The sequence below is a fragment of the Pseudomonas sp. S2_A02 genome (assembly GCF_054668495.1).
Map to the genome: position 1 here is coordinate 4,828,407 of NZ_CP162776.1, position 21,839 is coordinate 4,850,245.

The following is a 21,839-nucleotide window of genomic DNA, read 5'->3' on the forward strand; positions in this document are numbered from 1 at the left end:
TGCAAGAATCGGGCGCGGCGTAGTGGGATGGATCAATGGGTAGCTTTTAGCGCAAACGCTCGGCGAGCCAGACGCCGATGTCACGAATTTCTTCGGGTAACACTTCGTGGCCCATTGGGTATTCCTGCCATGTCACGGTGACACCACGCTGCTTTAAATGCTCATAGGCGGTCCGGCCCATGGAGTTTTGAACCACCTCATCGTACTGGCCGTGCAATGACAGCACCGGAATGCGCTGCTGGCTGGCGGAAAGCTCCAGTTCATCGCTGAAGGTCGGCGCGTAAGTCGAGAGGGCAAGTACGCCACCCAGCGGTCCCTGCCATTTCAGAAAGGCCGTGTGCAATACCACGGCGCCACCTTGGGAAAACCCGGCGAGAAAGATGCGCGAAGCGTCTATTCCGCTGGCCTTCTGCTCTTCGATCAAATCAAAGACCCGTTGCGCGGACGTTTCCAGCTGCTCTCGGCTGATCGCGCGAGCCGGGCTCATGGCCAATATGTCGTACCAGCTCGGCATTTCGTAGCCACCATTAATGGTGACGGCGCGAGTCGGTGCCTGGGGCAGGACGAAGCGAGTGGTCAGCAGGCTTTCCTGCAGCGCTTCAGCCACCGGCAGGAAGTCGTAACGGTCGGCGCCCAGCCCGTGCAGCCAGATAACGCAGGCGTCTGCGGGCTTGACGGGTTGAAGAATCAAGGGCTCGGTCATGGGTGCTCCATATTTGTGCATGCGCTCTCATTTAAGTGCGAGGTTGGAGTGCGCAACAGGTTGATCAGTTAAGAAGATGTCGCAAGGCTGAAAGTTTTGCTATTGACCTGTCGCTGAATCGCTTTAGCGAGCGGTCTGGTACGGGCTTTGCTATAGGGAAACCTGTGCACCATTCTCATGCCTGGCGGTAACACTATCAGTGTACGGCTAGTCATGGGATAGCAAAGAATCCGGTGATGGATGTTCGCCAAAGGCCGCTACGGGCTTCGCGAACGTGAAAGGGCTACCGCCCGTTCGGCCGATTGGTGAGAAGGGAGTTGTCCATGATGTGGATTTTCTCCTACTAGACTCATAGCGACGGTCCTGCGTCGGTTGACCCTAAAAAAAGCCAACACGGGTCAACAACGCCTCATAAGGGTGCGACAGGGCTCAAGCTCCGACACAACAAGAGCAAAACTGGAGGTTTGAATGAAGATGTTGAAATCCACCCTGGCCATCGTGACTGCAGCCGCAGTGCTCGGTGTCAGTGGGTTCGCTCAGGCGGGTGCAACCCTGGATGCAGTGCAAAAGAAAGGTTTCGTACAGTGTGGTGTGAGTGATGGTCTGCCGGGCTTCTCGGTTCCGGACTCTACCGGCAAGATCGTTGGTATCGATGCTGACTTCTGCCGTGCTGTAGCTGCTGCCGTATTCGGCGACGCAACCAAGGTCAAATTCAGCCAGTTGAATGCCAAGGAGCGTTTCACTGCTTTGCAATCCGGCGAAATCGACATGCTGTCGCGCAACTCCACCATGACCAGCTCCCGTGACGCGGGCATGGGCCTGAAGTTTCCTGGCTTCATCACCTATTACGACGGCGTAGGCTTCCTGGCTAACAGCAAGCTGGGCGTGAAAAGTGCCAAGGAACTGGATGGCGCAACCATCTGTATTCAAGCCGGTACCACCACCGAGCTGAACGTGTCCGACTACTTCCGCGCCAATGGCCTGAAGTACACCCCGATCACCTTCGACACCTCCGATGAAAGCGCCAAGTCGCTGGAATCCGGTCGTTGCGACGTGCTGACCTCCGACAAGTCACAGTTGTACGCACAGCGCAGCAAACTGGCCTCGCCAAAAGACTACGTCGTTCTGCCGGAAACGATCTCCAAGGAACCTCTGGGTCCGGTCGTGCGTAATGGCGACGACGAGTGGCTGGCCATCGTGCGCTGGACGGGTTACGCCATGCTCAACGCTGAAGAAGCCGGCATCACTTCGAAGAACGTCGAAGCCGAAGCCAAGTCGACCAAGAATCCGGACGTTGCCCGTTTGCTGGGTGGCGACGGTGAATACGGCAAGGATCTGAAACTGCCGAAAGACTGGGTAGTTAAAATCGTCAAACAAGTCGGCAACTACGGCGAAGTTTTCGATAAAAACCTCGGCAAGAGCACTCCGCTGGAAATCGACCGTGGCTTGAACGCCCTGTGGACCAACGGCGGCATTCAATACGCACCACCAGTGCGCTGATGGTTCTATCACCCGGTGGGCCAACCACCGGGTGATGTTCTGTTCCATTATTTCCGGGGCACTTCATGCAAAATTCAATCGGCGCACCAAAGCAGAGGCTCAGCCTCAGCGATCCACGAGTGCGTGCGTGGCTGTTTCAGATCATCACGGTTGTCGCCGTGGTCGGGATGGGTTGGTACCTGTTCGACAACACTCAAACAAACCTGCAACACCGGGGCATTACCTCCGGTTTCAGTTTTCTGGAGCGCAGCGCCGGTTTCGGCATCGCTCAGCACCTGATCGACTACACCGAATCGGACAGCTATGCCCGGGTGTTTGTCATCGGCTTGCTCAACACCCTGCTGGTCACCTTTATCGGTGTGATCCTGGCGACGATTCTCGGGTTCATCGTCGGTGTGGCACGGCTGTCGAAGAACTGGATCATTGCCAAGCTGGCGACGGTTTATGTAGAGGTCTTCCGTAACATTCCGCCGCTGCTGCAAATCCTGTTCTGGTACTTCGCGGTGTTCCTGACCATGCCGGGGCCTCGCAACAGCCATAACTTCGGCGACACCTTCTTCGTCAGCAGCCGCGGCCTGAACATGCCCGCAGCGTTGGCGGCGGACGGTTTCTGGCCGTTTGTGGCGAGCATCGTCGTGGCCATTGTGGCTATCGTGCTGATGAGCCGCTGGGCTACCAAGCGTTTCGAAGCGACCGGCGTACCGTTTCACAAGTTCTGGGTCGGCCTGGCGATGTTCCTGGTGATCCCTGCGCTGTGCGCCTTGATCTTCGGCGCGCCACTGCACTGGGAAATGCCGGAACTCAAGGGCTTCAACTTCGTCGGTGGCTGGGTGCTGATCCCGGAACTGCTGGCGCTGACCCTGGCCTTGACGGTGTACACCGCAGCGTTTATCGCCGAGATCGTGCGTTCGGGCATCAAGTCGGTCAGCCATGGCCAGACCGAAGCGGCGCACTCGTTGGGATTGCGCAACGGTCCGACCCTGCGCAAGGTGATCATCCCGCAAGCCCTGCGCGTGATTATTCCACCGCTGACCAGCCAATACCTGAACCTGGCGAAGAACTCCTCGCTGGCGGCCGGTATCGGTTATCCGGAGATGGTGTCGTTGTTTGCCGGTACGGTGCTGAACCAGACCGGGCAGGCGATCGAAGTCATTGCCATCACCATGAGCGTGTACCTGGCAATCAGTATCAGCATTTCCCTGCTGATGAACTGGTACAACAAGCGCATTGCGCTGATCGAGCGGTAAGGAAAAGCGCATGACGACTCATACTTTCAAACCTGACATGCCACCACCGAGCAGCAGCATCGGTGTCGTGGCGTGGATGCGGGCGCACATGTTCTCCAGCTGGATCAACACCCTGCTGACGCTGTTCGCGTTCTATCTGATCTACCTGATAGTTCCGCCTATCGTGAGCTGGGCGATTCTCGACGCCAACTGGGTCGGCACCACTCGCGCCGATTGCACCAAGGAGGGCGCCTGCTGGGTGTTCATCCAGCAGCGCTTCGGCCAGTTCATGTATGGCTACTACCCGACAGAGCTGCGCTGGCGCGTAGACCTGACCGTGTGGCTGGCGGTGATTGGCGTGGCGCCGTTGTTCGTCGCACGCGTTCCACACAAGGCAATCTATGGCCTGAGCTTTCTGGTGCTCTATCCGATCATTGCCTACCTCCTGCTGCACGGTGGCCTGTTCGGTCTGAGCACCGTGGCGACCAGCCAGTGGGGCGGCCTGATGCTGACCCTGGTGATCGCTACCGTCGGTATCGTCGGCGCATTGCCGCTGGGTATCGTTCTGGCCTTGGGTCGGCGTTCGAACATGCCGGCGATTCGTGTGGTCTGCGTGACCTTCATTGAATTCTGGCGTGGCGTACCGTTGATCACGGTGCTGTTCATGTCTTCGGTGATGTTGCCGTTGTTCCTGCCCGAAGGCATGAACTTCGACAAACTGCTGCGGGCGCTGATCGGCGTGATCCTGTTCCAGTCGGCCTACATCGCTGAAGTGGTGCGTGGCGGTCTGCAAGCGATCCCCAAAGGTCAATACGAAGCGGCTGCAGCAATGGGCCTCGGTTACTGGCGCAGCATGGGCCTGGTGATTCTGCCGCAAGCCCTGAAGCTGGTGATCCCTGGCATCGTCAACACCTTCATTGCGCTGTTCAAGGACACAAGCCTGGTGATCATCATCGGCCTGTTCGACTTGCTCAACAGCGTCAAGCAAGCCGCCGCCGACCCGAAATGGCTGGGCATGGCCACTGAAGGCTATGTGTTCGCGGCCCTGGTGTTCTGGATTTTCTGTTTTGGTATGTCCCGCTATTCCATGCATTTGGAACGCAAGCTGGACACTGGCCACAAGCGCTAAAGCAGTACCTAATTTAGGAAGTTCTCTGATGAGCGAAGCAATTAAAAAGACAGTGAGCCCCGAAGGCATTATTCAGATGCAGGGCGTGAACAAGTGGTACGGGCAGTTCCACGTGTTGAAAGACATCAACCTGAACGTCAAGCAAGGCGAGCGTATCGTTTTGTGCGGCCCGTCGGGTTCCGGCAAATCCACCACCATCCGTTGCCTCAATCGTCTGGAAGAACACCAGCAGGGCCGCATCGTGGTCGATGGCGTGGAACTGACCAACGACCTCAAGCAGATCGAATCGGTCCGCCGCGAAGTCGGTATGGTGTTCCAGCACTTCAATCTGTTCCCACACCTGACCATCCTGCAGAACTGCACGCTGGCACCGATGTGGGTACGCAAGATGCCCAAGCGCAAGGCCGAAGAAATCGCCATGCATTACCTGGAGCGCGTACGCATTCCGGAGCAGGCGCATAAATTCCCGGGGCAATTGTCCGGCGGTCAGCAACAGCGTGTGGCGATTGCCCGCGCCCTGTGCATGAAGCCGAAAATCATGCTGTTTGACGAACCGACTTCGGCACTCGACCCAGAGATGGTGAAAGAGGTTCTGGACACCATGATCGGCTTGGCCGAAGACGGCATGACCATGCTCTGCGTGACCCACGAAATGGGTTTCGCCCGTACCGTGGCCAACCGCGTGATCTTCATGGACAAGGGTGAAATTGTCGAACAGGCTGCGCCGAACGACTTCTTCGATAACCCGCAGAATGAGCGTACGAAGCTGTTCCTGAGCCAGATCCTGCATTGATGCCAGACTGACTCGCAAAAACAAACCCGGCCTCGCGCCGGGTTTGTTTTTTGTATTTCTGGAGCTCAGGACACGGTGAGCGTTTCATGTTCCTTGTGCTCCGTATCCTTGAAACCCCTCAAGTCCGCCCCTTCACCCAGGGTTCTCGCATCCGCGAGCAAGTGCGGATAGCGATCAAGCAAGCGCATCAGCACCATCAGCGCCTTGGGCGGGAGTAGTTCGCCGCGCTCGTAACGGGAAAACGCGTTATGTCCGCCACCGGATAACAGCAAAACCGCTTCTTTTTGCGATAGATGCAGCTTGCGGCGGATTCGTTTCATTTCGTTGCCGATCATTTGTCTGCCGGCGATGACCAGCTCGTCGCACGCATCGGAATAGCGCTCCGAGCAACCGGGGTCGAGTATGACTTCTCCGCATGCTTGGCACTCCCATCCGGATAAATCATCGACCCGGCGCTCCATACCCTTGACGCTCATGGTTTCGCCGCGACCTTCGAAGTGCCTCATTCCCTCTCGCGCGCCGCAACTGAAGCATTGTTTTGTATTCATGGGTTTTTCTCCTTGAAGGAGATCACCGGAGGTTCACTGCCTGAGCAATAAGTGACCTTGATGTAAATCTCCAGATCGTGCGAAGTGATGTGGTACACGTCTTGCCATATCCGATGATCGCCATAGGTAGTCATCGATTTGTACAACATCTTGCTGTGCAATTCGAAAATGACTTCTTGCATTTCCCTGATGCTAAAGCCCAGGTCTCTGCCGTTTTTCCGTGCCGTCTTGGTAAACGCGTTTTTCCCGAGCCGCCTGACATCCTCCTTGATCACCACCAGGTTGTAATGGGGTGTGTGCTTCTCCATAAGAAACCTTGAACCTGTTCTAGAAATTACCCTTAAAGGGTAATTTTGACTAATCGAAAATCCCGCTCCATTCCTTCTCTCTGACCGTAGGCGGTTGCCGTCCTACACGAAGCTGACTAACATGTCAGAAAATTCATCCTATGATTGGATGAAAAGGCGAATTCCATGTCAGATATTTCTCCATTAATTAAACGATCCCTGGTCGATCAGGCCTTGGACCAGTTACGCCTGCGCATCACTGAAGGCATCTGGACGGTCGGCCAGCGCTTGCCCACCGAGCCGGAATTGGCGACTGAGCTGGGCATCAGCCGCAACACCGTGCGTGAAGCCATGCGCGTATTGGCGTTTTCCGGGTTGATCGAAATCCGTCAGGGCGACGGCAGTTATCTGCGGGCGGTGATTGATCCGCTGGACACCATGAAGGCGCTGTCCCGTTGCACTCAGGAACAGGCTCGGGAAACCCGGCACATTCTGGAAGTTGAAGCCATCGGCCTCGCGGCGTTACGCCGCACCGATGAAGACCTGGTGGCATTGCGCGAGGCGCTAGGCGTCAGCGGCAGTCACTACCACGGCGATCTCGATACCTACATCGCCTGCGACCTGGTATTTCACCGTCGACTGGTGGATGCGGCGCACAACCCGACCCTCAGCGAGTTGTATCGCTACTTTTCCAGCATCGTCGGCGCGCACTTGCGCCAGACCCTGAACATCTCACCCCGACGCCAATCGGTGTTCGACCTTCATGTCGAACTGCTCGAGGCCGTCGAGCAACGCGACCCGGAACGGGCCAAAGCCCTGTCGAGGCAGTTGATCAATGAACCTTGAAACCGAGAACCCCATGTTCACCCAGCAGGCCAGTAACAGCAGCGTCACTGAGCTCAAGCGTACGGCGGAGCTCGAAGAGCTGTTGATCGACGCCGAGGCCGATGACGAACAGGTTCAGCAAACTCACCTGGTCCTGCGGCAGCCGTGGCTGTTGTTGCTCGGCCTGATTCTGGTGGCGCTGAACCTGCGTCCGGCGTTGTCGAGCATGGCGCCGATGCTCAGCGAAATCTCGAAGGCGCTGGGGCTATCGGCTGCCCAAGCCGGGTTGCTGACGACCTTGCCAGTACTCTGCCTCGGTCTGTTTGCCCCCTTGGCGCCGGTGCTGGCGCGGCGTTTTGGTGCCGAGCGGGTGGTGTTGGGGATTCTTCTGATGCTGGCCGGCGGGATCATTTTGCGCAGTTCGTTTGGTGAGGTCGGTCTGTTCGCCGGCAGTGTGCTGGCCGGCGCCGGCATCGGGGTGATCGGCGTGCTGCTGCCCGGCATTGTCAAGCGCGACTTCCCGAAACAGGCCGGCACCATGACCGGTGTCTACACCATGGCCCTGTGCCTGGGCGCGGCCATGGCGGCTGGCGCGACCGTGCCGTTGAGCGAACATTTCGACAAAAGCTGGGCCTTGGGCCTTGGCTTCTGGGTGATTCCAGCGTTGGTCGCGGCGATTTTCTGGTTGCCGCAAGTCGGTCAGAATCACGGTGCGCATCATGTTGCCTATCGGGTTCGAGGGCTGCTGCGTGATCCGCTGGCCTGGCAAGTGACCTTGTACATGGGCCTGCAATCGTCTTTGGCCTACATCGTGTTTGGCTGGCTGCCGTCGATTCTGATCGGCCGCGGTCTGACACCAACCCAGGCCGGTCTTGTGTTGTCGGGTTCGGTGATTGTCCAGTTGATCAGCTCCCTGGCAGCACCCTGGTTGGCGACGCGTGGCAAGGATCAGCGGCTGGCAATCGTGATCGTCATGGCAATGACCCTCGGCGGTTTGTTCGGTTGCCTTTATGCACCAATCGACGGCCTGTGGGGGTGGGCGATCCTGCTGGGGTTGGGACAGGGCGCGACGTTCAGCCTGGCGCTGACTCTGATCGTCCTGCGTTCGCGGGATGCCCATGTCGCGGCCAACCTGTCGAGCATGGCTCAGGGCTTCGGTTACACCCTGGCGTCCATGGGGCCGTTCGCGGTCGGCGTGGTGCATGACTGGACCGGCGGCTGGAATGCTCTGGGCTGGATCTTCGGCGTCATCGGCCTCGGCGCGATCATTGCCGGTCTCGGTGCCGGCCGCTCGTTGTACGTTCAGGTTCAAAGCGAGAGAGTCTGACGCTAGCGCACTCTCGATATTCGTCCCGCGAATGCCGATAGTGTTTCGCCCGGTTGCAGACTATCGTGCAGGCAATCTTTCGAAGCCATTTTTCAAGCACAGGGAGTCTGCCCATGAATGATGCCCACAACGCCTTGATCACCCGCTTTTACCAAGCCTTCCAGCGGCTGGACGCCGAGGCCATGAGTGCCTGCTACACCGACGACGTGGTGTTCAGTGATCCGGCGTTCGGCGAACTGCGCGGGCGCGATGCCGGCGACATGTGGCGCATGCTCACCACCCGAGCCAAAGACTTCTCCCTGACCTTCGATAATGTGCGCAGCGATGAACGCACGGGCGGTGCCCATTGGGTGGCGACCTACCTGTTCAGCCAGACCGGCAATACCGTGGTCAACGACATCCAGGCGCGTTTTGTGTTTCGCGACGGCAAGATCTGCGAGCATCATGACAGCTTTGATCTGTGGCGCTGGTCGCGTCAGGCGCTGGGTTTCAAAGGGCTGTTGTTGGGCTGGACGCCAGTGGTGAGAAATGCCGTTCGTGCCCAGGCCTTGAAGGGGCTGAAGGCATTTCAGGCCAGTCGCTGATAAGATCGCGGCTTGTTTCCTACAAGCCTTGATCGTCACGTGAACACCTCGAGCGAATCTTCCGTCATTGCCGCCGAACCGCCGCTGCCCGTCAGCAAACCCTGGTTCGTCTACCTCGTTCGCGCGGCCAATGGTTCGCTCTACTGCGGGATCAGCGACGATCCTGTCCGCCGTTTCGCCACCCATCAAAGTGGCAAAGGCGCGCGCTTCTTCCTGTCCAGCCCGGCCGTGGCATTGGTCTACACCGAAATCTGCCGCGATAAAAGCGAAGCACTGCGCCAGGAACGCCTGATCAAAAAACTCAAGAAAAGCGCCAAGGAATGTCTGGTGGCGAGCGCGGCTGGGGGCTTATCAATCTGACTGATAAGCGCCCATCAGGCAGATGGGTAGGCCGCTCGCGGATTGCGCGCTAAGCTGCGAACTCCTTATCCGAGCGGCGGAGCCGAGCATGTCCGAGTTGATTCTTCATCACTACCCGACGTCCCCTTTCGCCGAAAAGGCCCGCTTGCTGCTGGGCTTCAAGGGGCTGTCCTGGCGGTCGGTGAGCATCTCGCCGGTGATGCCAAAACCCGACCTGACGGCGCTGACCGGCGGCTACCGCAAGACGCCGGTATTGCAGATTGGTGCTGATGTCTATTGCGACACCGCGTTGATGGCTCGTCGTCTGGAGCAGGAAAAAGCCTTGCCGGCGTTCTTCCCGGAAGGTCAGGAAATGATCACCGCGACCTTCGCGGCGTGGGCCGATTCGGTGGTGTTCCAGCATGCGGTCAGCCTGGTGTTCCAGCCGGCGTCAGTGGCGGTGCGCTTTGGCAAGTTGTCGCCGGAAGCGATCAAGGGGTTCCTGGCCGATCGCGCTGGTCTGTTCAGCGGTGGCAGCGCCACACGGTTGTCCGCCGAGCAGGCCCGGCATCAGTGGCCAACGATCATGGCGCGGCTGGAGCAACAGCTTCAGCGCGAACAGGGCGACTTCCTGTTTGGCGAGCCGTCGATTGCCGACTTTGCCCTGGCCCACTCACTGTGGTTCCTCAAAGCGACGCACGTGACGTCACCGTTGGTGGATGCTTATCCGGCTGTTTTGGCGTGGTTTGGTCGGGTAATGGGTTTTGGTCATGGCGCGTTCAGCGAGATGACTTCTGAGGAAGCGCTTGAAGTCGCGCGCAACGCCACGCCGGCCGCGTTGCCGGATGAGCAGTTTGAGGAGCCGAACGGGTTTGAGGTTGGCCAGAAGGTGGTGATCGCCGCGACTGATTACGGCGTTGATCCGGTGGCGGGTGAATTGTTGTTTGCGGGTAGCGAAGAATTGATTTTGCGTCGCGAAGACGAGCGGGCCGGTGTGGTGCATGTGCACTTTCCGCGGTTCGGGTTTCGCATCGAAGCGCAGTAGGCGCTAACCACTGATTTTCTGGCCATGCACTAACTTGTGGGAGCTGGCTTGCCTGCGATGAGGTCAGCCCAGCAATATTGACGTTGCCTGACACTCCGCTATCGCAGGCAAGCCAGCTCCCACAAGGGACGGTGTCGGCCTGAAGAGTTATTCCAGCGCCGCAAGAACCTTGTCCGGGTCATACCCGCGTATCAACGTTCCGTTGACATCGATCAGCGGGATCCCGCGTCCGCCCAGCGCCTCGTATGCTTTACGCGCCAGAGCATCTTTCTCGATATCGAATTCCTTGTACGGAATGCCCTTCTGATCGAGAAAGCGCCGGGTCAGCTTGCAGTAGCCGCACCAATCGGTGGCGTAGAGCACGACGTTGGCCTTGACCTGGGTCTGCTCGGACACCACCTGCAAGGGATGAAACACCCGCTCGATCTTGCCCCAGTTCTGGTAAACAACGACCACCAGCAGGATTAGCAGGCATTTCTTCAATACGCCGCCGAGCATCAGTTGCGTCGCTTGAGCTGGTCGGTCAATTGGGTCGGCAGGCCTTTGATGATCAGCGTACCGGCTTCTTCGTCATATTCGATCTTCGAGCCCAGCAGGTGCGCTTCAAAGCTGATGGACAAGCCCTCTGCGCGGCCGGTAAAGCGGCGGAACTGGTTCAGGGTGCGCTTATCCGCCGGGATCTCAGGCGACAAGCCGTAGTCCTTGTTGCGGATGTGATCGTAAAAGGCTTTCGGGCGCTCTTCGTCGATCAGTTCGGACAATTCTTCCAGGCCCATGGGCTCGCCCATTTTTGCCTGGCTGCTGGCGTAATCCACCAGGGTCTTGGTCTTTTCGCGTGCGGACTCTTCCGGCAGGTCTTCGCTTTCGACGAAGTCACTGAAGGCCTTGAGCAGGGTGCGGGTTTCGCCGGGGCCGTCGACGCCTTCCTGGCAGCCGATGAAGTCGCGGAAGTACTCCGAAACCTTTTTACCGTTCTTGCCTTTGATGAACGAGATGTACTGCTTTGACTGCTTGTTGTTCTGCCACTCGGAGACGTTGATCCGCGCTGCCAGATGCAACTGGCCAAGGTCCAGATGTCGCGAAGGTGTCACGTCCAGCTGATCGGTCACTGCCACGCCTTCGCTGTGGTGCAGCAGGGCGATGGCGAGGTAATCGGTCATGCCCTGCTGATAATGCGCGAACAGCACGTGGCCGCCCACAGAGAGGTTCGACTCTTCCATCAGCTTTTGCAGATGTTCCACCGCCACACGGCTGAAGGCTGTGAAGTCTTTACCGCCGTCGAGGTATTCCTTCAGCCAGCCGCTGAACGGATGCGCCCCGGACTCGGCATGGAAGAAACCCCAGGCCTTGCCTTGTTTGGCGTTGTAGCTCTCATTGAGGTCGGCAAGCATGTACTCGATGGCGCTGGACTCGGCCAGCTCGGAATCGCGGGCATGAAGAACTGCGGGTGTGCCGTCGGGTTTTTTGTCGATCAGGTGGACGATGCAATGACGGATCGGCATGGGCTTCTCGGCTGATTGAAGAGAGGAGGGCGTGCTCCCCGAAAAAGCGCCCAGTGTACCGCAACCACTGGTTTTGGCGTGGTACCAAGGGCAATTCGAAGTTGTCCGAGGGCCCTTATGCAGTTTTTTGCCTATTTAGAGCAATAAAGCTGACCAAATGGGTAGCTAGAGGCGGATATTTCCCCGTCTCTGTGCTAGTTTTGCCCGGTCTTACGCGAAGTCACTGCGTTAAGCGTGCATTCAGCATTTGTCAGGTCGAACCAAACCCTGATTTCGGTATCTATAACCCCGACTCGTCGTGGTTATGGCCGAGGGTGCCAGATCCAGAAGATCGGGCTCGATGGCTGACACTGCACTCTGCAATCCATATGAATTTGATAGGGAAGGAACATTACATGGCTCTTACTAAAGACCAACTGATCGCCGACATCGCTGAAGCTATCGACGCGCCAAAAACCACCGCGCGTAACGCTCTGGACCAACTGGGCCAAATCGTTGCTGATCAGCTGGAAAACGGCGGCGAAATTACCCTGCCAGGTATCGGCAAGCTGAAAGTGACTGAGCGTCCTGCCCGTACCGGCCGCAACCCTTCGACTGGCGCTGCCATCGAAATCGCTGCCAAGAAAGTTATCAAGCTGGTTGTGGCCAAAGGCCTGACCGACGCTGTTAACAAGTAAGACTTGTTAAAAAAACCGTGCACCGGAGCAATCCGGGCACGGTTTTTTTGTGCCTGCGATTTATCGATTGACCTGCAATACCTCTAAACCAATGTGGGAGCGAGCCTGCTCGCGATAGCTGCATGTCAGTTAACGATGATGTCGACTGATGCACCGCCATCGCGAGCAGGCTCGCTCCCACATTTGATTTTTCGCAGTTCAGGACCAACCGTTACTCAGCTCTTGCGAACCCAGCGTTCGCGCCAGACCTGCTGCTCGCTTTTAGTCTGGAACGTCCAGGCCACGAAACGGCTTTGCTTCTGCCCCTGGGACATTTCCACCACCTGGCTTTCCAGTACGCCAGCCTTTTTCAGCGCCGTCTGGATTGCAGGCAGGTTTGAGGCTTTCGAGACCAGGGTGCTGAACCAAAGCACTTTGTGCTGAAAATGCGCGCTCTCGGCGATCAGTTGCGTCACGAACCGTGCTTCGCCACCTTCACACCACAGTTCGGCCGATTGACCACCAAAGTTCAGCACCGGCAGTTTACGTTTTGGGTCGGCACGGCCCAATGCGCGCCATTTACGCTCGCTGCCCTTGGTGGCCTCGTCCATCGAGGCGTGGAACGGCGGGTTGCACATGGTCAGGTCGAATCGTTCGCCGGGCTCGAGCAGGCCCAGCAGAATGTGCTTGGGATTGCTTTGCTGGCGCAGCTGGATGGCTTTGTTCAGCCCGTTGGATTGCACGATGGCTTTGGCGGCGGCCACGGCCGTCGGGTCGATTTCCGAGCCGAGGAAGTGCCAGCGATAGTCGCTGTAGCCGATCAACGGATAGACGCAGTTGGCGCCCATGCCGATATCGAGCACCTTGACCGGCGCACCGCGAGGAATCTCGCCGTCGTTGACGCTGGCCAGCAGGTCAGCGAGGAAGTGCACATAGTCAGCACGGCCCGGCACCGGTGGGCACAGGTAATCGGCCGGGATGTCCCAATGGGCGATGCCGTAGAACGACTTGAGCAGCGCCCGGTTGAACACCCGAACCGCGTCCGGGCTGGCGAAGTCGATGCTTTCCTTGCCATACGGGTTGATGATCACGAACTTCGCCAGTTCCGGCGTGGTTTTGATCAGCGCCGGGAAGTCATAACGACCCTGATGGCGATTGCGCGGATGCAGGCTGGCCTTCTCGCGGGATTCCACGGCTTTGGCCGGGGTAGCGGAGTCAGGCTTCTTGCGCGCAGGTCTTGGTGTGCGGGGGGCGTTCATGGGCGTTGTCGATTCGGGTATGGCTAAAAGTGGCGGGTATTGTCCCACAGACAATGGCAGCGCGGGGGATCCTACAGAAAGCATGTTTTGGTGTTTTGGGGGAAGGGGCGGGCATGAAAAAGGGAGGCCATCTGGCCTCCCTTTATCATTGCGACGTGCCGTTACAAACTGGCAATCCGCGCATGCTGCTCGGCCAGCTTGCCCAAAGCCTGTTCAGCTTCAGCCAGTTTGGCGCGTTCCTTCTCGATGACGTCGCTAGGGGCCTTGTCGACGAAGCCGGCGTTGGACAGCTTGCCGCCCACCCGCTGAACTTCACCCTGCAGACGCAGGATTTCCTTGTCCAGACGAGCCAGTTCGGCGTCCTTGTCGATCAGGCCGGCCATTGGCACCAGCACTTCCATCTCGCCAACCAGAGCGGTGGCGGACAGCGGTGCTTCTTCGCCGGCCTTCAGAACGGTGATCGATTCCAGACGCGCCAGCTTCTTCAGCAGCGCTTCGTTTTCGGTGAGGCGACGCTGATCTTCGGCACTGACGTTTTTCAGGAACAGGTTCAGCGGCTTGCCCGGACCGATGTTCATTTCGCCACGGATGTTGCGCGTGCCGAGCATCAGGCCCTTGAGCCATTCGATGTCGTCTTCAGCGCCCTGGTCGATGCGTGCTTCGTTGGCCACAGGCCAAGGTTGCAGCATGATTGTCTTGCCTTCGATACCGGCCAGCGGCGCGACGCGCTGCCAGATTTCTTCGGTGATGAACGGCATGAACGGGTGCGCCAGACGCAGCGCGACTTCCAGCACGCGAACCAGCGTGCGGCGGGTGCCGCGCTGACGTTCGACCGGTGCATTTTCGTCCCACAGCACAGGCTTGGACAGTTCCAGGTACCAGTCGCAATACTGGTTCCAGATGAACTCGTACAAGGCTTGTGCGGCCAGGTCGAAACGGAACTGATCGAGCTGACGAGTCACTTCGGTTTCAGTGCGTTGCAGCTGCGAAATGATCCAGCGATCTGCCAGGGACAGCTCGTAGGCTTCGCCGTTCTGGCCGCAGTCTTCGCCTTTGTCCAGCACGTAGCGCGCAGCGTTCCAGATCTTGTTGCAGAAGTTGCGATAGCCTTCGACGCGGCCCATGTCGAACTTGATGTCGCGACCGGTCGATGCCAGCGAGCAGAACGTGAAGCGCAGGGCGTCGGTGCCATAGCTGGCGATGCCGTCGGCGAACTCGTCGCGGGTCTGCTTCTCGATCTTCTTCGCCAGTTTCGGCTGCATCATGCCGGAGGTGCGTTTCTGCACCAGCTCTTCCAGCTCGATGCCGTCGATGATGTCCAGCGGGTCCAGGACGTTGCCCTTGGACTTGGACATCTTCTGGCCCTGGCCATCACGCACAAGGCCGTGCACATAAACGGTCTTGAACGGAACCTGTGGCGTGCCGTCTTCGTTTTTCACCAGGTGCATGGTGAGCATGATCATCCGGGCAACCCAGAAGAAAATGATGTCGAAACCGGTCACCAGCACGTCGGTGGAGTGGAATTTCTTCAGGAACTCGGTCTGCTCCGGCCAGCCGAGCGTGGAGAAAGTCCACAGGCCCGAACTGAACCAGGTATCCAGAACATCGTTGTCCTGTTGCAGCGCAACGTCCGGGCCAAGGTTGTTCTTGGCACGCACTTCGGCTTCGTCGCGACCGACGTAGACCTTACCCGACTCGTCGTACCAGGCCGGAATCCGGTGACCCCACCACAGCTGACGGCTGATGCACCAATCCTGGATGTCGCGCATCCACGAGAAGTACATGTTTTCATATTGTTTTGGCACGAACTGAATGCGGCCGTCTTCAACCGCAGCGATGGCCGGCTCGGCCAATGGCTTGGTGGACACGTACCACTGGTCGGTCAGCCACGGCTCGATGATGGTGCCGGAGCGGTCGCCTTTCGGCACTTTCAGGGCGTGATCGTCGACGCTGACCAGCAGACCGGCGGCTTCGAATGCAGCCACGATCTGTTTGCGCGCTTCGAAACGGTCCAGGCCGGCGTATTCGGCCGGAAGCTTGCCGTCGACTTCGGTGTTCAGCGTGCCGTCCAGGTTGAACACCTGGGCTGCGGGCAGAACATTGGCGTTCTTGTCGAAGATGTTCAGCAGTGGCAGGTTGTGGCGCTTGCCGACTTCGTAGTCGTTGAAATCGTGGGCCGGGGTGATTTTCACGCAACCGGTGCCAAATTCAGGATCGCAGTAATCGTCGGCGATGATCGGGATGCGGCGGCCAACCAGTGGCAGCTCGACAAATTTGCCGATCAGGGCTTTGTAGCGTTCATCGTTCGGGTTAACGGCCACGGCGGCGTCGCCGAGCATGGTTTCCGGGCGAGTGGTCGCGACGATCAGGTAGTCGTTGCCTTCAGCGGTTTTAGCGCCGTCGGCCAGTGGGTACTTCAGGTTCCACAGGAAACCTTTCTCGTCGTGGTTTTCCACTTCGAGGTCGGAAATCGCCGTGTGCAACTTGGTGTCCCAGTTGACCAGACGCTTGCCGCGATAGATCAGGCCGTCTTCGTGCAGGCGCACGAACGCTTCTTTAACCGCTTCCGAGAGGCCGTCGTCCATGGTGAAGCGCTCACGACTCCAGTCCACGGACGAGCCGAGGCGGCGGATCTGACGGCTGATGTTGCCGCCGGACTGATCCTTCCACTCCCAGACTTTCTCGAGGAATTTCTCGCGGCCCAGATCATGGCGATTCTGGCCCTGGGCTTCGAGTTGGCGTTCCACCAGCATTTGCGTGGCGATACCGGCATGGTCGGTACCCGGCTGCCACAGGGTGTTGCGACCCTGCATGCGGCGGAAACGGATCAGGGCGTCCATGATCGCGTTGTTGAAGCCGTGACCCATGTGCAGGCTGCCGGTGACGTTCGGCGGCGGGATCATGATGGTGTAGGACTCGCCCGCGCCTTGCGGGGCGAAGTAATTCTCAGACTCCCAGGTGTTGTACCAGGAAGTTTCAATGGCGTGCGGCTGGTAGGTCTTATCCATGCGCGGCGGGACCCTATTGGCATTTATTCAGGAAAAGCCGGCAAGTATAGCGGGGCGTGGGGCGTAGGGCGAGCAGGTGCGGACAGGGCGCTTGATCAATTCCAGCGCAGATCAGATGTGGGAGCGAGCCTGCTCGCGATGCGGGCGCCGCGGTCTGTCAGGAAACCGAGGTGATGCTATCGCGAGCAGGCTCGCTCCCACAGGGAAAGGTGGTGTTATTCGTACTGACTGAGCAACCGTTCCATCCGCGCATCAAGACGGCGTTTGATTTCGGTTTCGATGTGCGGGGCGAAGTCGTCGATCACATCTTGCATGATCAATAGCGCGGCGGCGCGCAGTTCGCTGTCCAGATGCAGCAGGGCGTCGGCGCCTTTGCTGGCGGCAGGCGACGGTTGCGCGGCTGGGGCGGGTGGTGGTGTCGTTTCGACCGGTTGCGGCGCGTTGCCGACTGTGTCGAACAGCATGGGGATCTGTTCCTGATCACCTTCAATGACCGTGTCGGTCAGCAAGGGCGGTTGCAGGTTGTCATCGCCGAGCAGTTGGCGGATCGACTCGAGGTCATCCAACAGATGCGCGGAATTTTGCTGCGGTTTTGGAGTGTCCATCGTAATGCTCAGAGTCGCTGTAAACGGTGATCTTGCAGAGGATAGCCCTGTTCGCGGTAGAAACGGAAACTCTCCCGCGCAGCCGAACGAATCGTCGGATCTTCCACCACCACTTCCGCCACGCGGGCGAACTGTTTGGCAAATACCGGCACTTTCAGGTCGAGATTGACTAGCAGATCCTGATGCTGACCGCAGTCATCGCCAAGACCCAGGACAATCAAACCCTCCGGCTCGCTTTCAGCGGGACCATGGGGCACGAAGCTTTCGCCCTTGAAGGCCCACAAACGTGCATCGAGATCGTCACGCTGGGCGGCATCGCTGCAGTGCAGGTAAATGCGGTGGCCCATGCGCCAGGCTTTTTCGGTGAGCTTGCAGGCAAAATCCAGCCGTGCCGAAGGATCGGCGCTGGGCAGGATATAAAAGTCGACTTTGGTCATTGCGGTTCCTGAGCCTTGAGCGGCGTCACCCGAAAGCAACGCCGCCCCAGGTCATCGGTTTCAGGCTTTGGCGCGGTCCAGCAGGTATTGGGTCAGCAGGGGAACCGGACGGCCAGTGGCGCCCTTGTCCTTGCCGCCGCTGGTCCAGGCCGTGCCGGCGATGTCCAGGTGCGCCCAGTTCAGGCTCTTGGTGAAGCGCGACAGGAAGCAGGCAGCGGTAATGGCGCCGGCTTTCGGGCCGCCAATGTTGGCGATGTCGGCGAACGGGCTGTCCAGCTGCTCTTGATATTCATCGAACAGCGGCAGTTGCCAGGCGCGGTCGTCGGCGGCTTGGCCGGCGCTCAGCAGTTGGCTGATCAGCTCGTCGTTGTTGCCCAGCAGGCCCGAGGTGTGAGAACCCAGTGCGACGACACAAGCGCCGGTCAGGGTGGCGATGTCGATCACCGCTTGCGGCTTGAAACGTTCGGAGTAGGTCAGAGCATCGCACAGCACCAGACGGCCTTCGGCGTCGGTATTGAGGATTTCCACGGTCTGGCCGCTCATGGTGGTAACGATGTCGCCCGGACGCGAAGCGTTGCCGCTCGGCATGTTCTCGGCGCAAGCCAGGATGCACACCAGGTTGATCGGCAGTTTCAGCTCAAGCACGGCACGCAGGGTACCGAACACGCTGGCGGCGCCGCCCATGTCGTACTTCATTTCATCCATGCCGGCGCCCGGCTTGAGGCTGATGCCGCCGGTGTCGAAGGTGATGCCTTTGCCGACCAGTGCGTACGGCTTCTCGGATTTCTTGCCGCCGCTGTATTGCATGACGATCAAGCGTGGCGGCTGGGCGCTGCCCTGGCCGACCGCGTAGAACGAGCCCATGCCCAGGTCCTTGATCTTCTTCTCATCAAGGACTTCCACTTTCAGGCTCTTGAATTCTTTGCCCAGACTCTTGGCTTGCTCGCCCAGGAACGTCGGGTGGCAGATGTTTGGTGGCAGGTTGCCCAGGTTGCGGGTGAAGGCCATGCCATTGGCGATTGCGGTGGCGTGGGCCACGGCGCGTTCGATTTCGGCCTGTGCTGCCTTGATGGTCACCAGGGTGATTTTCTTCAGGGAGAGCGGGTCGGCTTTCTGGCTCTTGAACTGGTCGAAAGTGTACTCGCCATCCACCAGGGTTTCGGCCAACAGGCGGGTCTTGCCATAGCTGTCGCGGCCTTTGACCACGACTTCGTCCAGGGCCAGAACGGCATCGCTGCCGCCCAGGCCTTTAAGGGTGTTGAGGATGCCGGCGATGATTTTGCGGAACGGGCGATCGCCCAGCTCTTCATCCTTGCCCACGCCCACCAGCAACACGCGCTCGGCCTTGAGGTTAGGCAGGCTGTGCAGCAACAGGCTCTGGCCGACTTTTCCGGCCAGGTCGCCGCGCTTGAGAACGGCACTGATGGTGCCACCGCTCAGTTCGTCGAGTTGTTTGGCAACGGCGCCGAGCTTGCGGCCTTCGCCGATGGCGACCACCAGCGTGGCGGTCTTCAACGTTTCCGGGCTAACGCTTTTTACAACCAGTTCCATGTCTGGGTCCCTGAATTAATGGTCAAAGTGCGCGACGCGCAGAGGCTTGCTTATAAGAAAGACGCCGGTGCAGTGCCAGCGACAAAGGCCGCAGTTTGAACCTCGCTACCGGCGCCTGACAACCCTCGGTCATGCGAACTTCGGTGGTTCAGGTGTCTGCTTGAGCGTGCGCAGTGACAGGCGCACCCAATCACAGGATAATGCGCCATCTTTTTCGGCGGCTCTGCCCTGCGGGCCGACCGATACGTTTGTTTGTTTGGCCGCTTAGCCTGACAACCCTGGAGTGTCTGGTTTGATTGTCTTCCGTTATCTATCCCGCGAAGTCCTGTTGACCTTGAGCGCCGTCAGCGCCGTGCTGCTGGTCATCATCATGAGCGGACGCTTTATCAAGTACCTCGCCCAGGCGGCCTCTGGCCTGCTGGATCCGGGGTCGCTGTTCCTGATCATGGGTTTCCGTCTGCCGGGTTTTCTGCAGTTGATCCTGCCTTTGGGGCTGTTTCTCGGGATTTTGCTGGCCTACGGTCGCCTATATCTTGAAAGTGAAATGACCGTGTTGTCTGCCACTGGCATGAGTCAGCAGCGTCTGTTCGCCATGACCCTTTTTCCGGCCACCCTGGTTGCGCTGGTGGTGGCATGGCTGAGCCTGAGCCTGGCGCCGCAAGGGGCCAATCAGTTCCAGTTGCTGCTGAACAAACAGGATGCACTGACTGAATTCGATACCCTTGAGCCGGGCCGCTTCCAGGCCTTGCGCGACGGTACTCGGGTGACCTACACCGAACAACTGTCGGATGACCGCATCAATCTGGGCGGCGTGTTCATTTCGCAGAAAAATATAAACTCCGACAAAAAGGATCGCGGGATTTCCGTACTGGTGGCCGAGAAGGGGCGTCAGGAAATTCGCCCCGACGGCAACCGTTATCTGATCCTCGACAACGGCTACCGTTACGACGGTAATCCGGGTCAGGCCGACTACCGCGCCATCAAATACGACGAGTACGGCGTATTGCTGCCCAAGCCGGACGTCAGCGACGAAGTCACCGACCGTGACGCGATGACCACCCGTTCCTTGCTGGGCAGTGATGACATCCGCTCGCGCACTGAACTGCAATGGCGTCTGTCCCTGCCGTTGCTGGTCTTCATCGTGACCCTGATGGCGGTGCCGCTGTCGCGGGTTAACCCGCGCCAGGGCCGTTTCCTCAAGTTGCTGCCGGCGATTCTTCTTTATATGGCTTACCTGACCATCCTGATTGCCGCTCGCGGCGCCCTCGAAAAGGGCAAGATTCCGGCGGCATTGGGCTTGTGGTGGGTGCATGCGATCTTCCTGGTCATCGGCCTGGGCTTGTTGTACTGGGAGCCGCTGCGCTTGAAAATGGCGAGTCGCCGCAGTGCGCTGGAGGTGGCCCGTGGATAAGCTCGATCGCTACATCGGTAGCAGCGTGTTCGTCGCGATCCTGGCAGTGCTGGGGATCATCCTCGGCCTGGCAACGCTGTTTGCCTTCATCGATGAAATGAGTGAGGTCAGCGATACCTATACGCTGATGGATGTCCTGAGCTACGTGCTGCTGACCGCTCCGCGCCGTCTGTACGACATGTTGCCGATGGCGGCGCTGATCGGTTGCCTGATCGGCCTCGGCAGCCTGGCCAGCCACAGCGAACTGACCATCATGCGTGCTGCGGGCGTATCGCTTGGGCGGATCGTCTGGGCCGTCATGAAGCCGATGCTGCTTCTGATGGCGGTGGGGCTGGTGATTGGCGAATACGTCGCGCCGGCCACGGAGGTCACCGCTCAGGCCAATCGCTCGCTGGCCCAGGGCAGTGGCGATGCACAAAGCGCCAAGCACGGTCTGTGGCACCGGCAGGGTGACGAGTTCATTCACGTCAACTCTGTGCAACCCAATGGTCTGCTGTACGGCGTGACCCGTTATCGCTTCGACGATCAACGCCATATGCTGTCTTCGAGCTTTGCCAAGCGCGCGGAATTCGACACGGATCACTGGCAACTGAGCGATGTCACAACCACGTTGTTCCATGACAAGAGCACCGAAGTGGTGACGACTCCGGTGGAGCGTTGGGAAGTAGCCCTGAGCCCGCAACTGCTGAGCACTGTGGTGATGGCGCCTGAATCTCTCTCGATCACCGGTCTGTGGAGTTACATCCACTACCTGGCTGACCAGGGCCTGAGCAACGGTCGTTACTGGCTGGCGTTTTGGGTCAAGGTGTTGCAGCCACTGGTGACCGCCGCATTGGTGTTGATGGCAATTTCCTTCATCTTCGGCCCGCTGCGTTCGGTGACTCTCGGTCAGCGGGTCTTTACCGGTGTGCTGGTGGGCTTCACCTTCCGCATCGTCCAGGATTTGCTGGGGCCTTCGAGCCTGGTGTTCGGTTTCTCTCCGCTGTTTGCGGTGCTGGTGCCGGCCGGTGTCTGTGCCCTGGCCGGGGTCTGGTTGTTGCGCCGGGCCGGTTGATCGCGGGTTATTCCCGACATTGCTTGTCACTCAAAACGCCCCGGTCGCAA

The 21,839-nt window shown here is 58.9% G+C and carries 22 protein-coding genes; 12 read left to right on the forward strand and 10 right to left on the reverse strand.

The window, feature by feature from the left end; genetic code table 11:
* Positions 1-46 precede the first annotated feature (46 nt).
* Positions 47-703, reverse strand: coding sequence for an alpha/beta hydrolase (locus AB4O41_RS22160; protein ID WP_460144711.1), 657 nt, complete (start codon positions 701-703; stop codon positions 47-49).
* Between the two features lie 468 nt (positions 704-1,171).
* Between AB4O41_RS22160 and AB4O41_RS22165 the strand changes: the two genes are divergently transcribed.
* From AB4O41_RS22165 to AB4O41_RS22180, 4 genes are all read left to right on the forward strand, one after another.
* Positions 1,172-2,203 carry an amino acid ABC transporter substrate-binding protein gene (locus tag AB4O41_RS22165; protein ID WP_367372879.1) on the forward strand — a complete coding sequence of 344 codons (1,032 nt, stop codon included), beginning with the start codon at positions 1,172-1,174 and terminating at the stop codon, positions 2,201-2,203.
* Positions 2,204-2,268: 65 nt separating this feature from the next.
* On the forward strand, positions 2,269-3,450 hold the full coding sequence (locus tag AB4O41_RS22170; RefSeq protein WP_460144712.1) for an amino acid ABC transporter permease: 1,182 nt from the start codon (positions 2,269-2,271) through the stop codon (positions 3,448-3,450).
* A 10-nt stretch (positions 3,451-3,460) separates the two neighbouring features.
* Positions 3,461-4,558 (forward strand): amino acid ABC transporter permease, encoded by a 1,098-nt coding sequence (locus tag AB4O41_RS22175; RefSeq protein ID WP_460144713.1) that lies wholly within the window; start codon positions 3,461-3,463, stop codon positions 4,556-4,558.
* 28 nt (positions 4,559-4,586) lie between these two features.
* Complete coding sequence (locus AB4O41_RS22180) at positions 4,587-5,351, forward strand: amino acid ABC transporter ATP-binding protein (RefSeq protein ID WP_460144714.1); 765 nt, start codon at positions 4,587-4,589, stop codon at positions 5,349-5,351.
* A 65-nt stretch (positions 5,352-5,416) separates the two neighbouring features.
* On the opposite strand, the gene AB4O41_RS22185 is transcribed toward AB4O41_RS22180, so the two are convergent.
* Positions 5,417-5,899, reverse strand: coding sequence for a type II toxin-antitoxin system MqsA family antitoxin (locus AB4O41_RS22185; RefSeq protein WP_460144715.1), 483 nt, complete (start codon positions 5,897-5,899; stop codon positions 5,417-5,419).
* A complete protein-coding gene (locus AB4O41_RS22190; protein ID WP_048395423.1) occupies positions 5,896-6,207 on the reverse strand; it encodes a type II toxin-antitoxin system MqsR family toxin in 312 nt (103 codons plus the stop codon). The genes AB4O41_RS22185 and AB4O41_RS22190 overlap by 4 nt, the downstream gene beginning before the upstream one ends.
* A gap of 165 nt (positions 6,208-6,372) precedes the next feature.
* Between AB4O41_RS22190 and AB4O41_RS22195 the strand changes: the two genes are divergently transcribed.
* The 5 genes from AB4O41_RS22195 to AB4O41_RS22215 all read left to right on the forward strand — a co-directional run bounded on the left by AB4O41_RS22195 (position 6,373) and on the right by AB4O41_RS22215 (position 10,306).
* The gene (locus tag AB4O41_RS22195) at positions 6,373-7,032 is read left to right on the forward strand and encodes a FadR/GntR family transcriptional regulator (RefSeq protein ID WP_460144716.1); all 660 of its coding nucleotides are present in this window, start codon (positions 6,373-6,375) and stop codon (positions 7,030-7,032) included.
* Entirely contained in the window at positions 7,022-8,338 is a 1,317-nt protein-coding gene (locus AB4O41_RS22200; protein WP_460144717.1) for a CynX/NimT family MFS transporter, read from the forward strand. The genes AB4O41_RS22195 and AB4O41_RS22200 overlap by 11 nt, the downstream gene beginning before the upstream one ends.
* Positions 8,339-8,451: 113 nt before the next feature.
* The gene (locus tag AB4O41_RS22205) at positions 8,452-8,922 is read left to right on the forward strand and encodes a nuclear transport factor 2 family protein (protein WP_460144718.1); all 471 of its coding nucleotides are present in this window, start codon (positions 8,452-8,454) and stop codon (positions 8,920-8,922) included.
* Positions 8,923-8,961: 39 nt separating this feature from the next.
* Positions 8,962-9,282 (forward strand): GIY-YIG nuclease family protein, encoded by a 321-nt coding sequence (locus AB4O41_RS22210; protein ID WP_460144719.1) that lies wholly within the window; start codon positions 8,962-8,964, stop codon positions 9,280-9,282.
* An 88-nt stretch (positions 9,283-9,370) separates the two neighbouring features.
* Positions 9,371-10,306 (forward strand): glutathione S-transferase family protein, encoded by a 936-nt coding sequence (locus AB4O41_RS22215; RefSeq protein ID WP_460144720.1) that lies wholly within the window; start codon positions 9,371-9,373, stop codon positions 10,304-10,306.
* 147 nt (positions 10,307-10,453) lie between these two features.
* Here the strand turns inward: AB4O41_RS22215 and AB4O41_RS22220 are convergent, their stop codons facing one another.
* Both AB4O41_RS22220 and yejK read right to left on the reverse strand, forming a co-directional pair.
* Complete coding sequence (locus AB4O41_RS22220; RefSeq protein ID WP_460144721.1) at positions 10,454-10,804, reverse strand: glutaredoxin family protein; 351 nt, start codon at positions 10,802-10,804, stop codon at positions 10,454-10,456.
* The gene (gene yejK, locus AB4O41_RS22225) at positions 10,804-11,808 is read right to left on the reverse strand and encodes a nucleoid-associated protein YejK (protein WP_038981666.1); all 1,005 of its coding nucleotides are present in this window, start codon (positions 11,806-11,808) and stop codon (positions 10,804-10,806) included. Before yejK ends, AB4O41_RS22220 begins: the two co-directional genes overlap by 1 nt.
* A gap of 395 nt (positions 11,809-12,203) precedes the next feature.
* Between yejK and AB4O41_RS22230 the strand changes: the two genes are divergently transcribed.
* Positions 12,204-12,485, forward strand: a complete 282-nt coding sequence (locus AB4O41_RS22230) for an HU family DNA-binding protein (protein ID WP_007905514.1) — start codon at positions 12,204-12,206, stop codon at positions 12,483-12,485.
* Between the two features lie 215 nt (positions 12,486-12,700).
* On the opposite strand, the gene rlmF is transcribed toward AB4O41_RS22230, so the two are convergent.
* The 5 genes from rlmF to AB4O41_RS22255 form a co-directional block, all read right to left on the reverse strand.
* Positions 12,701-13,723 (reverse strand): 23S rRNA (adenine(1618)-N(6))-methyltransferase RlmF, encoded by a 1,023-nt coding sequence (gene rlmF / locus AB4O41_RS22235; RefSeq protein WP_460144722.1) that lies wholly within the window; start codon positions 13,721-13,723, stop codon positions 12,701-12,703.
* A 161-nt stretch (positions 13,724-13,884) separates the two neighbouring features.
* Positions 13,885-16,731, reverse strand: coding sequence for a valine--tRNA ligase (locus AB4O41_RS22240; protein ID WP_460144723.1), 2,847 nt, complete (start codon positions 16,729-16,731; stop codon positions 13,885-13,887).
* A 215-nt stretch (positions 16,732-16,946) separates the two neighbouring features.
* Positions 16,947-17,336, reverse strand: a complete 390-nt coding sequence (locus AB4O41_RS22245; protein WP_460144724.1) for a DNA polymerase III subunit chi — start codon at positions 17,334-17,336, stop codon at positions 16,947-16,949.
* An 8-nt stretch (positions 17,337-17,344) separates the two neighbouring features.
* On the reverse strand, positions 17,345-17,773 hold the full coding sequence (locus AB4O41_RS22250) for a DNA polymerase III subunit chi (RefSeq protein ID WP_008072051.1): 429 nt from the start codon (positions 17,771-17,773) through the stop codon (positions 17,345-17,347).
* A 60-nt stretch (positions 17,774-17,833) separates the two neighbouring features.
* Positions 17,834-19,324 (reverse strand): leucyl aminopeptidase, encoded by a 1,491-nt coding sequence (locus AB4O41_RS22255; RefSeq protein WP_460144725.1) that lies wholly within the window; start codon positions 19,322-19,324, stop codon positions 17,834-17,836.
* Positions 19,325-19,616: 292 nt separating this feature from the next.
* On the opposite strand from AB4O41_RS22255, the gene lptF reads away from it, so the two are divergent.
* Entirely contained in the window at positions 19,617-20,735 is a 1,119-nt protein-coding gene (gene lptF / locus AB4O41_RS22260; RefSeq protein ID WP_460144726.1) for an LPS export ABC transporter permease LptF, read from the forward strand.
* The gene (gene lptG, locus AB4O41_RS22265) at positions 20,728-21,789 is read left to right on the forward strand and encodes an LPS export ABC transporter permease LptG (RefSeq protein WP_007905523.1); all 1,062 of its coding nucleotides are present in this window, start codon (positions 20,728-20,730) and stop codon (positions 21,787-21,789) included. The genes lptF and lptG overlap by 8 nt, the downstream gene beginning before the upstream one ends.
* The last annotated feature ends 50 nt before the right edge of the window (positions 21,790-21,839 follow it).